At 42.2% G+C, this 16,132-nt stretch carries 13 protein-coding genes and 1 pseudogene; 5 read left to right on the top strand and 9 right to left on the bottom strand.

Features of this window, described 5'->3' with window-relative positions; translation table 11 throughout:
- Positions 1-9: 9 nt before the first annotated feature.
- The 3 genes from BFG52_RS09215 to BFG52_RS09205 form a co-directional block, all read right to left on the bottom strand.
- Positions 10-549: a fimbrial protein gene (locus BFG52_RS09215; RefSeq protein ID WP_067555070.1), complete on the bottom strand. Its 540-nt coding sequence runs from the start codon at positions 547-549 to the stop codon at positions 10-12.
- A gap of 590 nt (positions 550-1,139) precedes the next feature.
- Positions 1,140-1,589: a BLUF domain-containing protein gene (locus BFG52_RS09210; RefSeq protein ID WP_067555067.1), complete on the bottom strand. Its 450-nt coding sequence runs from the start codon at positions 1,587-1,589 to the stop codon at positions 1,140-1,142.
- A 252-nt stretch (positions 1,590-1,841) separates the two neighbouring features.
- A complete protein-coding gene (locus tag BFG52_RS09205) occupies positions 1,842-3,221 on the bottom strand; it encodes an amino acid permease (protein WP_067555064.1) in 1,380 nt (459 codons plus the stop codon).
- Between the two features lie 238 nt (positions 3,222-3,459).
- Here BFG52_RS09205 and BFG52_RS09200 point away from each other — a divergent pair, with 238 nt between their 5' ends.
- Complete coding sequence (locus BFG52_RS09200) at positions 3,460-4,446, top strand: ion transporter (protein ID WP_067555061.1); 987 nt, start codon at positions 3,460-3,462, stop codon at positions 4,444-4,446.
- 23 nt (positions 4,447-4,469) lie between these two features.
- On the opposite strand, the gene BFG52_RS09195 is transcribed toward BFG52_RS09200, so the two are convergent.
- From BFG52_RS09195 to metE, 3 genes are all read right to left on the bottom strand, one after another.
- Positions 4,470-5,657 (bottom strand): MFS transporter, encoded by a 1,188-nt coding sequence (locus BFG52_RS09195; RefSeq protein ID WP_067555058.1) that lies wholly within the window; start codon positions 5,655-5,657, stop codon positions 4,470-4,472.
- A 217-nt stretch (positions 5,658-5,874) separates the two neighbouring features.
- Positions 5,875-6,534: an epoxyqueuosine reductase QueH gene (locus tag BFG52_RS09190; RefSeq protein ID WP_067555056.1), complete on the bottom strand. Its 660-nt coding sequence runs from the start codon at positions 6,532-6,534 to the stop codon at positions 5,875-5,877.
- 212 nt (positions 6,535-6,746) lie between these two features.
- Positions 6,747-9,044: a 5-methyltetrahydropteroyltriglutamate--homocysteine S-methyltransferase gene (metE, locus tag BFG52_RS09185; RefSeq protein ID WP_067555053.1), complete on the bottom strand. Its 2,298-nt coding sequence runs from the start codon at positions 9,042-9,044 to the stop codon at positions 6,747-6,749.
- Positions 9,045-9,184: 140 nt separating this feature from the next.
- Between metE and BFG52_RS09180 the strand changes: the two genes are divergently transcribed.
- Positions 9,185-10,105 (top strand): LysR family transcriptional regulator, encoded by a 921-nt coding sequence (locus BFG52_RS09180; RefSeq protein ID WP_067555050.1) that lies wholly within the window; start codon positions 9,185-9,187, stop codon positions 10,103-10,105.
- 75 nt (positions 10,106-10,180) lie between these two features.
- Here the strand turns inward: BFG52_RS09180 and BFG52_RS09175 are convergent, their stop codons facing one another.
- Positions 10,181-10,639 carry a DUF441 domain-containing protein gene (locus BFG52_RS09175; protein ID WP_067555047.1) on the bottom strand — a complete coding sequence of 153 codons (459 nt, stop codon included), beginning with the start codon at positions 10,637-10,639 and terminating at the stop codon, positions 10,181-10,183.
- A gap of 296 nt (positions 10,640-10,935) precedes the next feature.
- Between BFG52_RS09175 and BFG52_RS09170 the strand changes: the two are divergent.
- Positions 10,936-11,628 (top strand): annotated as a pseudogene (locus BFG52_RS09170) (pseudouridine synthase); the annotation flags it as partial.
- Between the two features lie 346 nt (positions 11,629-11,974).
- On the opposite strand, the gene BFG52_RS09165 reads toward BFG52_RS09170, so the two are convergent.
- A complete protein-coding gene (locus tag BFG52_RS09165) occupies positions 11,975-12,328 on the bottom strand; it encodes a type II toxin-antitoxin system RelB/DinJ family antitoxin (protein WP_067555044.1) in 354 nt (117 codons plus the stop codon).
- A 104-nt stretch (positions 12,329-12,432) separates the two neighbouring features.
- Positions 12,433-13,344, bottom strand: coding sequence for a pseudouridine synthase (locus tag BFG52_RS09160; RefSeq protein ID WP_067555042.1), 912 nt, complete (start codon positions 13,342-13,344; stop codon positions 12,433-12,435).
- Between the two features lie 138 nt (positions 13,345-13,482).
- Here BFG52_RS09160 and tsaE point away from each other — a divergent pair, with 138 nt between their 5' ends.
- Complete coding sequence (gene tsaE, locus BFG52_RS09155; RefSeq protein WP_067555039.1) at positions 13,483-13,968, top strand: tRNA (adenosine(37)-N6)-threonylcarbamoyltransferase complex ATPase subunit type 1 TsaE; 486 nt, start codon at positions 13,483-13,485, stop codon at positions 13,966-13,968.
- A gap of 154 nt (positions 13,969-14,122) precedes the next feature.
- Positions 14,123-16,132, top strand: coding sequence for a DNA mismatch repair endonuclease MutL (mutL, locus tag BFG52_RS09150; protein ID WP_067555035.1), 2,010 nt, complete (start codon positions 14,123-14,125; stop codon positions 16,130-16,132).

The following is a 16,132-nucleotide window of genomic DNA, read 5'->3' as shown; positions in this document are numbered from 1 at the left end:
AATCTTGGTTTATTTATAGATGATGCTATAACTGGTAGATGAATTTACTTTGCCAGCTTCAGCTGCATCGGTTGCATAATATTGAGCGTAATAGCGATAAGTCGTGGTATCGCCGCTGGTATTGGCAGTAGCAAATTTTTGTTCATTGGCATCTTTGGATAGGTCAATAACCGCTTGATCTTGGTCTAAGATTTGAATATCAATATTTTTGGCATTGCCGGTATTAATGAGGCGACCACTACTATTAATTTTATTGAGTTCAGGTTCAAAATAAGGCTTTGCAACAACTTTATCTTGTACACATCCTGCGCCAGATAAACGAATTGAAAATGGTGTTGCACCAGCAGTCTGTGCAGCTGTTTTTAAAGCAGAAGCATTGATTGTTGGCAAAGACACTTCGCTGCTTGCCTGATTGGAACCATTGATATCTACATTACAGGTTTCTGCAACAATATTGCCGCTAAAGTTAATCGTACCATCTGCTGCCAGTGCCGATGTTGCATAAAGCGCTGTTGTACATAACGCTAGTCCAAGTTGGGTCTTTTTCATTGAAATGTCCTAAGTAATAATTAAATCTAATGTTGATGTGTCCGAACAGGTGTATTAGGTTTCGGTGTGAGCGTTATACATTTATTTTGGTATTTAATGCCATGAATTTCACATTATGCTGTATAGATCTTGCGATAATTAACAGTCGATAACATAGACTACACCGAAATGGTAGTTTTGTAAGTTATTGAATTTATTTAAATAAATGTTAAAATATCGTTCAAATAAAGATATATTTAAGTCTGTGAGTTATATGGTATTTTTGATTGTTTTTGCCAATAAAATAGAATTTAAAAATAAGAAATACCTAGAAATTTCTGTAAATTTATAACAATTGGTTGGTGAAAATTCAGAACAGTATTTTTGAATATTTATTTTAAGTTTTTGTTTAAATTATATTTTATAGAGATTGAGCAATTGTGTTGTGTCCTAATTAATCGTGTTCTATCGGAGCACGATGTTGAAATAGACTCAGGGGCTTGAGCGGTGGATTTGTATGAATGGTCTTGTAAGTGATTTGATCGCTATTGGATAAATCATAGCGCCACTTGTTGATCAAACTTAAGTATGCTTCAACAAGCAGCGCAGGCTTAAATTGTTTCGTGATAGTCTTCAATATGACAGGCTGGTTGATTGGCGAGGATCTCAATAAACTGCTGAACATTTTGTGTTGTTAACTGATAGGGATCAAAGTTGATCATATGCCGTTGTTGAAAGAAGTCGATAATTTTTTTATTAATGGGTGCAAATTTCATACTCCACTGCTTGAATAATTTTTCTTCACATGGTGCATAATGTAAAAGTTGGCAATTATAATGCCGTGGGTCTTTTAATATACGATTATAATATAGATTTTCAATGGTGCTTTTTTCCCCTTCAATACACTGCGTAAAATATCCATAACCATAATAAAGTACGCCTGAGACTTCCTGTCTTGAGTTAAAACGTACTGAGCTATTTAAAATGTCAAACAGCTGCGAGTAAACATCAGATTGGGCATCTGAAATTGTACTCGCATATAATAGCCGTACTAAGCCCATGATCCACCCCATTTATAAAAAATTAAAAAATAATAACTGCCTATATTTACCTTCTAGGTCTGTTAAATTTTAGCCTGTATTATAATTGTAGTGCAACCATGTAGTTAGTTTTAATGAAGCGCAGCATAAAAAAAGCTGCCTGACGATGCAGGCAGCTTAAACAATTTGTTAAATTAGACAGCTTGATTAAATTAGATAACCTACTAAAACAAATAAACTGAATCTTGTGATCTGTCTTAGATTATTGTCTGTTTATTCGTGGCGAGCAGGCGGTAAGTCCGCAGTCGAATTCGTTTTGCCTTTGAGTTTATACGCAATGATCAAACAGATTAACCAGATTGGTATTAGAATGACTGCAATACGCATATCCGGCGTCATCCACATTACCACTAAAATACCCAACATAAAAATGACACATAAATAATTGGTCAGTGGATAGGCAATACTTGGGAATAATGAGGATTTATGCTGTTGTTGCATTTTACGTTTAAAGCGCATGTGAGTAAGCGATAACATCATCCAGTTAATCACGATTGCTGAAACCACTAAGCTCATTAATAATTTAAAGGCTTTTTCTGGGAATACATAGTTAAGCACGACACAGATTGCAGTCACCAAAGCAGAACACAAAATCGCTGCATAGGGAATACCACGATGATTAATCTTGCTTAAAACACGTGGTGCATTCCCTTGTTGTGCTAAGCCCAATAACATACGACTAGTCCCGTAACTGGTGCCGTTATATACAGAAATAGCTGCGGTTAACACAATAAAGTTTAAAATCATCGCTACATAAACACTGCCTAGGGCATCAAAGATCAACACAAAAGGACTGCCGCCTTCAGCGATTTGATTCCATGGATAAAGTGAAAGTAGAATGAAAATAGTACCGATATAAAACAGTAAAATACGGTAAACAATTTGATTAATTGCTTTGGGAATGGTTTGGGTTGGGGTTTTAGTTTCAGCTGCTGCAATGCCGACCAACTCAATTCCACCAAAGGAGAACATAATGATCGCCATGGCCATAATCAGTCCAGTCACCCCATTGGGGAAAAAGCCACCCAATGCCCAGAGATTCGATACAGAGGCGGTTTCACTGGCATGACCACTGATCAGGATATATGCACCAAAAGCAATCATCCCGATAATCGCTAAAATTTTGATGATGGAAAATAAAAACTCCATTTCACCAAAGACTTTAACATGCAGTAAGTTAATGCCATTTATCAGCACAAAGAAGAATAAAGCAGAGACCCAACTGGGAATGTCGGGAAACCAATATTGCACATATAGCCCGATGGCACTGAGTTCAGCCATACAGACTAAAATATTGAGTACCCAATAATTCCAACCTGACATAAAGCCTGCAAAAGGGCTCCAATAACGATAAGCAAAATAACTGAAGGAACCACTGACCGGTTCTTCAACCACCATTTCACCCAACTGGCGCATCATAAAAAATGCAATCAAACCGGCAATAGCATAGCCCAATAATACTGACGGACCTGCCAATTTTATGGTCTGTGAAATCCCTAAGAACAATCCTGTGCCAATTGATCCGCCAAGCGCAATTAATTGAATATGACGATTGCTAAGCTCGTGTTTAAGCTTCCTTTGTTGTGAAGACATGACCTAACCCAAATGTGGTGGTTTAATACAAAAACCACAGCGATATAATCAAAAAAATTGCCTTACTATAATGAGCTTTTTCAAAATAATGAAATTTTATTTGTGAATGATGCGAAGATTCAGCTTTTAATCGAAAGTAGTGCTTGTGTATTAAATGTGAATTAGATCATTTTCAACGCTTGGCAAAGTGATTAATGAAAGATTAACATACGGCAAATTGCCCAATTAAGACGCGCTTATGATGTTGCAAGCATGGTTTAGCTTAAGAAAATTTGTATATAACAATTTACATAATGACGAGTATGAAACTAAGTTTAGCCGCTGCATTAACTATAGTCTGATTTTTTTAATCGTTGCCAATGTCATCGCTGTATTATTGGAGTCCGTCAATGATATCTATAAGTCTTATCAGCTCTATTTTGATATTTTTGAGAATTGTTCCATTATCATTTTCAGTGCCGAATATATTTTAAGATTTTGGAGTGTGGCTGATCAAAATCCAGCGCAGTCGGCTTGGCGTAACCGCTGGCAATGGGTGCGAAGTGGCGGTGCAATTATCGATTTATTGGCGATTTTACCGGCTTATATCAATTATTTCGTGCATTTCGATTTACGTATGTTACGTATTTTAAGATTGCTACGGTTATTGAAACTGACTCGTTATTTTGTTGCTTTACAGATTTTATTACGTGTGATTGAACGAGAGAAGAGTTCTTTCCAAGCAGTAATTTTTATTTTAATTATTATGATTGTGATGGCGGCAGCCGGCGTTTATGTGGTTGAAAATAAAACCCAGCCCGAAGTCTTTAGCTCTATTCCTGCCTCGATGTGGTGGGCGGTGGTGACCTTAACCACAGTAGGTTATGGCGATGTGACCCCAATTACCCCAGTCGGTCGTTTTTTGGGTGCCATGATTACCATTTTAGGGGTAGGTTTGGCGGCATTACCTGCGGGTATTTTAGCAACCGGTTTGGCGAATGAACTGGAAGGACGCAAACAACGTTTAGAAGAACAGTTTGAACATTTGATTCATAGTCGTGGTATCGATTTGATTCATGATCATCAAACCATTGAGCAAATCCGTCATCAAGTTGGTTTAACTGAAGAACAAACTGAACAGATTATTATCAATTTAATCCGTGAGCAGAAACAGAAGGCGGAACGTAAAAGCTGCTGTTACTGCCCACATTGTGGTCATCAACTGCCTCAAGATATATCTGATTAAACAGTTTGTTGAATATAGCGATGTCAAGCCTGACGTTTTTCAACCCACAATGCAAATAGAAAAATCATTAAACCGGCAAGACTGAGCACCACACCAACCCACATGGGAGCTGTCCAACCATAGTGTTGCTGAATCACCCAGCCACCTAAAAAGGCGCCGATGGCATTGGCAAAATTAAAGGCAGAGTGATTTAAAGACGCTGCCAAGGTTTGGGCTTCGCCAGCAACGTCCATTAGGTGAGTTTGTAGTGCACCACCAAGCCCAATTACCGAAAAGCCGATTAAAAATAGTGCCAATAGCGCCGTATAAAGATTCGCCATCATAAAACTGGTAATCACAAAGATCAGACTGGCATGGATTAAAATACCAATAATCGTGGCTTTTAAATGACGGTCCGCCAAGTAACCTGCGGTTAAGCCACCCAATACCATACCAGAGCCAAAGACAGCCAAGGCAATAGGGACCATTTCTATGCCTACTTTGGTGTATTCGGTCAAAATTGGTGAGGCATAACTATATACGGCAAACATGCCACCAAAGCCAATCGCACCAACGGCTAAACTGAGCCACATATTGAGGTTTTTTAGCCCGGCCAATTCAGTTTGAATACTGGCACTGGCGCGTAATGGAATATTGGGAACTGCATAGGCAATGGCAAATAAAGTTATCACAGCAATACTGGCTGAGAACTGAAAACCCGCCCGCCAGCCAAACTGTTGACCTAACCAAGTGGCCAGTGGTACGCCCAGCACGGTTGCAATGGTTAAACCTAACATGATTTGGGCAATCGCTGTGGCACGTTTATGTGGACCTGCCAGTTCAGCAGCAACCAAGGCGGCAATACCAAAATAAGCGCCGTGTGGAAAACCAGCAATAAAGCGCGAGATAAGAACGTGTGATGCTGTAGTGGCGTAGGCTGTCGCCAAATTGGCCAGTGCATAAAACAGCATCAATAAAATTAATAACCGTTTACGTGGGACTTTGGCGGCAAAAATCGCAATCAGTGGTGCACCAACAACAACACCGAGCGCATAGGCACTAATAAAATGCCCAGCTTGTGCCAAATCAATCTGTAGGTCGGTGGAAATTTCTTGGATCAGTCCCATCGCCACAAATTCAGTGGTACCAATACCGAAGCCACCAATGGCTAAAGCAAAAATAACGGCAAAGAGGGAGTAGGCAGGCGTAGAGCTTTGAGGGGCAGTATTCATGTTCAGCTTAAAGAGTTGGTAGAAAGGCGCAATGAGGTAAAACCTTTGCAGATTATACAAAACTGCGCACTTTTCAAATATCTTTCAGTGAAAATAAACAAAAACTTTGTTTGGTTAATGCTTTGCTGCTCTAGCTTGTCTCGTTCTGAAATAAGTTGAGAGAGATCATTTTGGGCGGTATCGGCTTTTGCCCAAGTCCAGTCAACGTGGTGACAGCTCAGTCTTCCATGGCATTGCTATAAAATTTGACCCCTAATTTAATCCGGTCTCGTCCTTGGCTTTTGCGCCAGCGATTGGTATCACGTAGAGAATAGACACAACCGCAATATTCTTGTTGATAAAATTCTTCCCGTTTACTGATTTCAATCATGCGACTCGAACCGCCATTTTTACGCCAGTTATAATCCCAATATTGAATTCCATCATAATGTTGTGCAGCACGATGCCCACAGTCATTAATCTGTTTCATATTTTTCCAACGTGAAATACCGAGTGAACTGCTGATTAAACTAAAACCATTTTCTGCGGCATATAATGCGGTACGTTCAAAGCGCATATCAAAACACATGGTACAGCGTATACCGCGTTCGGGTTCTTCTTCCATACCTTTGGCACGTTCAAACCAATTGTCTGTATCATAGTCACAGTCAATAAATGGGATATTGTGCTTTTCCGCGAAGCGAATATTTTCCTCTTTACGAATAAGATATTCTTTCACTGGATGAATATTGGGATTATAAAAGAAAATCGAAAAGGGAATTTCTGATGTAATCAGCGCTTCCATGACTTCACCAGAGCAAGGTGCACAACAAGAATGCAATAATAATTGCGAGTGACCTTCTGGAAGTTGTAGTTTTTCACGTGCGGCGTTGTTCATGTCTTTATTCAATCTCAAAGCATTGCTGGCTATTATAAAACTTATTCGACCTAAGCGGATGACTGTAATGTGAAATCTTTTCAGCCTAGGTAGAAGCGGCTATGTTATGCAGTTTGTGGACTGCTGGCAAGGAATACGGTCGCTCAGGCTTGCTGTCAGCGCATCAAAAAAACCGCTCGATTGAGCGGCGTGGAGTTAAAAAGTTCAGCGGCTTAGGACTGGGCGCTGAGTTCGGCACGTAGTTGCTTGGCCATGTGAACTAACTCGGTCAGTGCTGCACGCGTTTCTTCCCAGTTTCGTGTTTTGAGCCCACAGTCTGGATTGATCCAAAGACGTTCTGCAGGAATGCTTTGCAAAGCCTTGTCGATCACCTGACGCATATGTGCTGCATTCGGTGTGCGTGGGCTATGAATATCATAAACGCCCGGACCGACCGCATTGGGATAGGCATGTTGCTGGAATACATCCAGCAATTGCAAACCAGAGCGAGAGGTTTCGATGGTTATGACATCAGCATCCATTGCGCTAATCTGTGCGAGGCAATCTTTAAAGTCTGAATAGCACATATGGGTATGAATCTGGGTATCGACTCTGGCACTACTGGCGCAATGTTGAAAGGATTTTACTGCCCAATCCCAATATTCTGCTTGATCTGCTTTACGTAAAGGTAAACCCTCACGGAAGGCCGCTTCATCGATTTGAATAATCGCAATGCCTGCGTCTTGCAAGTCAGCTACTTCTAGGCGGATAGCTTCGGCGAGCTGTAAACAGACTTCACGACGACTGCGATGTGCCGGTGGGAAAGACCAGTTCAGCATTGTTACTGGACCCGTCAGCATTGCTTTGACGATTTTATTTGTAAGTCCGTTGGCATAGCAGATCCATTCAACAGTCATCGCTTGCGGGCGATGGATATCTGCCACAATGATCGGTGGGCGTACACAACGACTACCATAGCTTTGTACCCAGCCAAATTTAGATAGCCAAAAACCGTCTAGCAAACTGGCAAAATATTCAACCATATCGGTACGTTCTGCTTCGCCATGTACCAAGACATCCAGACCTAGCTGTTGTTGTTGCGCGATGGCATAGGCGATTTCTTTTTGCATTGCTGCGCGGTAATCGGCATCGGAGAGCTGACCTTTATTCCATGCGGCACGTGCAGCACGGATGCTACTGGTTTGTGGGAAAGAGCCAATGGTTGTGGTCGGTAGTAAAGGTAAGTTTAATTTTGCTTGCTGTGCTTTGAAGCGTACGGCAAAGGGTTCCGCGCGTGATTGGGCAAGTAAAGCAAAACTGTGGTCTGGTGTTGTGGTGGGTTGAGTCTTGCTGTCCAGACGCCCTTGTGCCAGACTGACCAGCTCATCCAGCTTCTGTCTGGCAAAAGCCAATTTACCAGCAATGTCTGCCGGAACCTGTTCTGAGCTTAAATCGACTGGGACATGGAGTAGTGAACAGCTGGTCGCAAGCCAAAGCCGATCGCCTAAGGCTTGTTCTGCAGTGCGTCGGATTTCATTCAGTGCCAGTAGATCACTGGCCCAGACACTACGACCATTGATAAGACCAATCGATAAAATTTTATGGGCTGGTAATTGGTCTATGACTTTTTTCCAGAAAAATTCTCCTGCTTTTTCACGACTGATATCGATGTGTAAGCCAGCAACAGGCAAATTGACAGCAAGATTGAGATTGGCGCCAAGCGTTTCAAAATAGCTGGTGAGGATCAGCCCTAAGTCATCACGGCGTTGCAGAACGTTATAGACCCGTTCAAAGGCAGCTTGCCATTCTACAGCAAGATCGAGTACTAAAATTGGCTCATCAATTTGTACATAGTCCACACCACGGGCTTTGAGCTGGTCAAATAAATCAGCATAAATCGGCAGTAAGGCATCAACAAATTGTAATGTTGTTGGGTCGGCATTGACGCTTGTATGATCATTGCCACAAGCACAGGCGGGGAGTACATGGCTGCTGTGCTCTGTTGCCACAATACGAGATAAGTATAGGAAGCTCAATAGACCAGGAAGTACCACTTTAATCGGGGTGTTGAAGGCTTTGGCACGGTCAACTTGGGCGAGTAGCTCACTAAAATCTGCCTTGAATTGTTGTTGTGGTACGAGTTCTGGAACCAAATAGTGGTAATTGGTATCAAACCATTTGGTCATTTCAAGCGCGGCAACATCTTGGCAGTTTGCTGCACGACCACGTGCCAAATAAAATTGTTGATCAAGCTGATTGAGTTTCGCCGCCTCTGTCGCGAAGCGTGCGGGTATTATACCCAGCCGAACAGCATGGGTTAAAATGGCATCATAATAGACAAAATCCCCAACTGTGAGCAATGACAGCCCAGCATCAATCTGTGCCTGCCAATTACTATGTTCTACAGCCTGTGCTTGTTGTAAAAGTTGCTGTTGTGAAATTTCACCTTTCCAATACTGTTCTTCGGCAAATTTTAATTGACGTTTTGCGCCTATACGGGGATACCCGAGAATATGTGTTTGTAGTGTCATAGGGTTTTACCTTTATAATCGGAATCTATAATCTGAATTGTTCGCTTTGATGGCATGAATTTATCATTAAATATTTTTTAAGCTGAGACAAACTAATAAATTTCACTGTATAATGAAAGAAATTCACTTGTGGCGTAGTCATGTTAGAAATCAGACATTTAAGAACATTATTGGCGCTTAGAGAACATGGTTCATTGGTGGCAGCAGCCAATGATCTGTGTTTGACACCTTCAGCAATTTCACATCAACTCAAAGAGCTAGACCATTGGTATGGTGTAGAGGTGGTGAATCGCCGTAGCCGTCCAGTCAGTTTTTCTAATGTCGGGCAGCGTTTGTTGGCGCTTGCCGATGATGTTATACCGCAGATTCAAATTGCCCAGACCGATATTACCCGTATTGTGCATGGTCAAACCGGGCGTATTGTATTTTCATCTGAGTGTCATAGCTGCTTTGATTGGCTGATGCCATTGCTGAATCAATATCGACAGCATTATCCCGATGTAGACCTTGATTTTGCATCTGGTTTTGAGGCAAACCCACATGAGTTATTGCAAACGGGTGAGTTTGATTTGCTGATTACCGCAGATCCAATCAAGCTAAAAGGCATTGAATATTTCCCAATCTTTGAATATGAATCACGTTTGGTGCTTTCCAGTACGCATCGTTTTGCACGACAAGAGCAGATTACGATCAAAGATTTGGCTGAAGAAACTTTAATTACCTATCCTGTAGATAAGCATCGGTTAGATATCATGGCGCATGTATTTATCCCTGCCAATGTGCAACCGAAACAGATTCGTACCACAGACTTAACCCAAATGTTAATTCAACTGGTTGCCAGCGGTCGAGGCATCGCCGCCTTACCAGATTGGGTGGTCAATGAGTATGAAGTCAAAGGTTGGGTGATTTCTAAACGTCTAGATTGTGTGGGAAAAAATGGTTTGAGGCGTACGCTGTATGCGGGCTATCGTAAAGCAGAAAAAGATAAGAATTATTTTGAAGGTTTTCTCAAGCAATTAGAACGGTTCTCGCAGCAACGTTCTAGCTATTATAACCACTAGTTCAGCTACTGGCGACGCATCATGAAGTTTCGCCAGTCAAACCTGTTCGCTTAGCTTATATACACCGCACGGTATTTACTTTAAGCCAAGGGCGAGTGATAGAATACCTGCGGCAATTAAGGGACCTACAGGAACTCCTCGTAATAATGCCACACCCGCTACAGTCCCTATTAATAAGCCTGCCACCACATCGGGTTGGCTACTCATCAATTTAACACCACGTCCACCGAGCCAAGCGACCAGTAAACCGACTGCAATCGCCATGAGCGATTTGAAACTTAAAAAAGATTTTAAAATGGCTTGCCCTGGAATAGTACCGCTGGCAATCGGAGTCAAAACACCAATGGTTAAGATTAGAATGCCTAGGTGTAAACCATATTGCTGTATGACTGGAAAATAAGCATCGAGTGGGGTGATTCGAACCACGATCAATACTGCGGCGGCAATACTAACAGCGCTGTTGTGACTTAAAATACCACAGGCTAATAGGACGATTAAGACCATCAAGTTGAGGTCTAATGCAGACAAACTCATAGTAGAAAACCAAATGTTGATACATCAAAAGCATGCAGCTGCGTAATATGCTGCCAAATACAATATGGGTCAGTAGAATTGATCATTGCATAGAAATATGCTGGTCAGTGCAAGCGTACGCATAGCAATTACGTGACTATACTAGCATTTTTCGCCCACAATAGCCGCCTATTGTGGGCGAAATTTCGGGCGCAAGTGAGTGTAAAAGTATTGCAATGCTATGACACAGCAAGATAAGGCTTGTATCTCCGACCTTGCTGCATACAATGGTGGCGATGCGATGAAGGGTGTAGCTCATGTTATTGGAAAAACTTTTACAGTCTCAAGGTTTTGGTTCACGGAAACACTGTCAGCAATTGATTCGGCAAGGTGCTGTCGCTGTGGCGGGAGAAACGCTGAGCAATCCGAAGCAAAATCTGGAGAGCCAAGATTTGTGTTTTGAGGTTTTTGGACAACAGTACCAATACCGTGAGAAAGTTTATATTGCCCTGCATAAAGCATCTGGCTACGAATGCTCACATCAGGCAACACATCATTTTAGTGTATTTGACTTATTTGATTCAGTTTTATTGCAAAGAGGTTTGCAATGTGTCGGGCGCTTAGATCAAGATACCTCAGGTCTATTACTCCTGACCGATGATGGGCAGTTTCTACAAGCCTTAACGCATCCTAAAAAGCATGTCCCTAAACGTTATCGTGCCGTATGTGCCGATCCTATCGATGCCGCACAAATCATGCAATTGCAACAGGGCGTTGCTTTGCATCAAGAAAAAGGTCTATTTGCCGCTACGGATATTGCTCTGCTCAGCCCTAAGCAGATTGAATTGACCATTCATCAAGGTGTTTATCATCAAGTCAAACGGATGCTGGCGGCTGTGGGCAATCGTGTAATGACCTTGCACCGTGTACAAGTGGGGCAATTGCAATTACAACATTTAGCAGCGGGCGAATGGTGTTACTTAGATGCAACGCAAATTGCTGCGGCAAAAAATACACTGAAAATTTTATCTCTTGCTGGCTCCGCGCAACAACTGCCAGCAGAACAGGATTTGGAGCAGATCGAGTCTGATCAGCAGCAGTATATCGTCATTTAAGTAAGCGCATTTAAATGAAAGACTCAGTCCGATTGCCAGCCATTGGTTTTCTGCTGGCGTGATGTGCTTGGGGAAAGCAGTATTCGATCAGTGCTTTTGAAATACAGTCTCTGCTTGTATACCATATACCGTGTGGCGTTTGAGACCTTTGTGATGGGGCATGCTGTCGGTATGACGGTCAATTGTGTGCTGAGTCTGGTTAATTTTTTAGGGATTAGCTTGTTTTGGGGATTAGCTTGTTTTAGGGATTATCTTGTTGGCTTTCCCCTAAAATGGCATTTAATTCGGCGAAAATATCTTCATGCTCATTGTGATCGGGATCTACTTGGCTGGATTGCGCTGTGTTGTGCTGTAGTGCCGTATCATGCTGCACGGCATAGTCCTGATCGAGTTTGCTTTTCTTGGGCTTGAGTAAGGTATCGGTATTGATGCTTTGGTTTTCAATGGCAAATGGAATGGACTTGGTCAAAACCACTTGTTTGAAGAATAAACGAACTGCTTGTGCAGGTGTAATCCCTAGCTGTTTAAATACAGCAAAAGCCTGTTTTTTTTCTTGTGAATCAAGGCGGACTTGATAGACTTCTGTCTTTCTCATAAATAAAACCAAACATTGTCAAGTTTGAATACATATATTAAACAAAGAGATTGTAGTGATATTGCCAGTCAAAATGCAAGTTTAATTTCGTAATTACATTGACATTATAATGACAGGTTAAAGTGTGAGTTATACTGCTGTACTGTGCCACTAAAGGGATCTTGAAAGCGAATCTGCTTGGCAAGTAACTGTAAGGGATGGCTAAAATCATCTGCTGCTTTATGTGAAATGTGCGGATAAAGGCGATCATTACGTATTGGTATGCCCAAGTGATTGAGGTGAACGCGCAATTGATGCTGTTTGCCCGTCTCTGGACAGAGTAAGTATTTTGCCCAGTCTTGCTGCCGTTCGATTAAGTTAATACGGGTACGAGAGTTTTGAGGTCCATCAACCATACGCATGGTATAAAAAGGCTCTGATTTAACCATTCTGAGGTTGAGTTGTAGTGGGAAGGCTAAATCAGCACGATATGGCGCAATGGCGTGGTATTGTTTTTCAACCAGGGCTTCTGCAAAGAGTTGTTGGTAGGCTGCGCGGCTACGGGCTTGTTTGGCAAATAATATTACCCCCGCCGTTTCACGGTCTAAGCGATGGATCGGGCTCAGTTCTGGGTTTTGTGTGGCTTTTTTCAGTCTGACCAATAAGCTTTGTTGTACATACTGTCCTGTAGGGCTCACTGTAAGAAAATGAGGTTTATCGACTACGAGTAAATGTTCATTTTCAAATAAAATTTTCTCTTGAAATGGTACCACCGCTTCATGTGCCAAAAAACGATAATAAAAAATATGCGTGTGCGCTAGATAGGCGCTGTGTTGTGTTAAGACTCGACCGGACTGATCGAAAATTAACTGCTGCTCAAAGCGGCGTTGCCATTCGCTGGCTGCAATATGTGAAAATTCTTGGCATAAGTATTCAAAAACAGTGGTCGCATCACTGTTGGGTAAATAGACTTGACTGGCACTAACACCATCACGCATCGGTGGCTGCCAAAGGCTATTGGAGGTGGAGCTATACATGATCAACGCATCGTATGGAGAGATAGAATGAAAATAAAAAGCAGCTATGACTTGGTCACGTCCACAGCAAAGACGACATAGGTTTTCAAGTGACCTAATGGTATCATACTGTTCATTTTGAATCATGTTGTGAGCAATATGCAGTACTCATTTCAAGCAAATCTTTCTTCAGAACAAGATACCCAGCAGATCGCAGCAATAATTGCGCACCATATTCAGCAAGGTGTAGTGTATTTGGTGGGTGATTTGGGCGCTGGGAAAACAACATTTACCCGTTATTGGTTACACAGTTTGGGTCACCGTGCTGCGGTTAAAAGCCCGACCTATACCTTGGTCGAGCCCTATCAATTGGCCGGAATAAATATCTTTCATTTCGATTTATATCGTTTAAATGATCCCTATGAATTGGAACTGATGGGGATTCGTGATTATGTTGAAGCAGACAATGCACTGTTGCTTTTTGAGTGGCCAAGTCGCGGTGGTGATGAAATTCCTGCAGCTGAACTCAATATTGTGTTAGAAAAACATGCAGATCATGATGAAAGTGCACAACGATATCTAAGGCTAGAAACAGATAATGCAGCGTTATTTACTGCGTTGCAGCAGTGGCAAGCTGCACGCTAAAGCAGACGAGTAGACAGACAAGTAAGATATTAGACCAGATTGGTAGATATGAGATCTATACTTTTATATCGATATCCTGATGTGATTCACCCACATAAGCACCAGCAGAAGTAAGAATTTAACTACAACATTATCCATCAGTCATGAGAGTACTATGAGCGAAGATCAAGTGCGTTATAAGCGTATTCATCATTTAAATCCAGCATTGGCAAACCAGATTGCAGCAGGTGAAGTGATTGAACGACCTAGCTCAGTGGTCAAAGAATTACTTGAAAATGCCATTGATGCTGGTGCAACCGAATTGACCATCCGTGTTGAACAAGGTGGTAGCACACTGATTGAAATCATTGACAATGGGCGCGGCATTCATGCAGAAGATTTGCCCTTGGCTGTGACACGACATGCGACCAGTAAGATTCAAACAGCCGATGATTTACATGCCATTGTCAGTTTAGGCTTTCGTGGTGAAGCACTGGCATCAATTGCAGCAGTTTCTCGTTTGACCATCTGTAGTAGTCAAGATGACTCTGGTATTGGTTATCAGCTCGAAGTCAATGGTACGGCTTATGATCATCAAGAAATTCAAGCACAAGCTATGCCGAAAGGTACACATATTCGGGTACAAGACTTATTTTTTAATGTACCTGCACGGCGTAAATTCCTCAAAAAACCAGCCACAGAGTTTGGGCATATCGAAGAAATTGTACGTCGTATGGCGCTGACGCATTTTGATATTCATTTTATTTTGGAGCATAACCAAAATATACGTTTAAATTTACCCATTGCGGATAGCGGGACTTTACGTTTTCAACGTGTTGAGCAGTTGTTAGGCAAAAAATTTACCGAAAACGCTTACTGGATCGACGCGGACAGTATCAGTATGCGTATCTCTGGTTGGTTAGGACATCCCTCCGATGCACGTTCACAAGCCGATTTACAATATGTCTATGTCAATGGGCGCATCGTCAAAGATAAGACCATTGCACATGCCTTACGTATGGCATATGACGGAATTTTACATGGTCATCAATATGCAGCGTATTTATTATTCTTAGAAATTGATCCTGAAAATATTGATGTCAATGTGCATCCGACCAAACATGAGATTCGCTTTATTAACCAACGTGAAGTGCATGAGTTTGTCCGTCATTTTGCCAAAGACACCTTGGCGCAGTTTCAAACCGCCAGCACTGATTTAGCGGCTGCAATGAAACAAACAGATCAACCGGCTCAGATCGCACAACCACGCTATCAGGAACAATTTAGTTTACATCGTGATACCACGGCAGATAGCATAGAAACGCCTAGCTCATCGCAATCTATGCCCGATACAGCTACGAATGCGCAGAACTTAAACGTTTTAACTGATTTTAGTCAAGCAACGCCGCAGGGAGTCGATTATACTTCCCGCCCTGCGCAAAGTCGCTCACAAGGACCCAGTACTGCTACAGTGAGCCAACAGGCGATTGAGAACTACTTGGCGCCGTTACGTGATGTTGCGGCTGTTCCGGTAACAGAAACGGATCAGGTCGAGGCAACGGCGGTGTTGGATACCACGATCAAGTCTGCTGTGGATGAGTACCCGCTTGGGGTGGCGATCGCTCAGCTGCATGGAATCTATGTCTTAGCACAAAATAGCGAAGGCTTAATCATTGTCGATATGCATGCTGCACATGAGCGTATTGTATTGCAACAAATGAAAGCAGCTTGGGATAAGCCAGAATTTTGGGTTTCACAACAACTTTTGATTCCCAAGGTGATTAGTATTACCCGTATGCAGGCTACACGGATTGAGGAGCTACAACCACAATTACAGCGTTTAGGCTTAGATATCGATCAGTATGGTGATGAGCAAGTCATTGTACGAGGGGTTCCTGCGATTTTATTAAAGGCTGATTATGCAGCGTTGCTGGCCGAGTTATTAAATGACTTGGATCCGAATGATCAAGCCTTGTTATTGCAGCAGAAACGAGACCAAATTTTAGCTGGCATGGCCTGCCATGGTGCGATTCGAGCGCATCGTATGCTAAGTCTATCTGAAATGAATGCGTTACTACGACAAATGGAACAGACTGAATTTGCGAGCCAGTGTAATCATGGCAGACCAACTTGGCGAGCATTTCCATTGTCACAACTCGATAAACTTTTTGCGCGAGGGGAATAA

This window comes from Acinetobacter larvae, from assembly GCF_001704115.1.
Lineage (GTDB): Bacteria > Pseudomonadota > Gammaproteobacteria > Pseudomonadales > Moraxellaceae > Acinetobacter > Acinetobacter larvae.
This window is presented reverse-complemented; position numbering and strand designations above follow the sequence as displayed.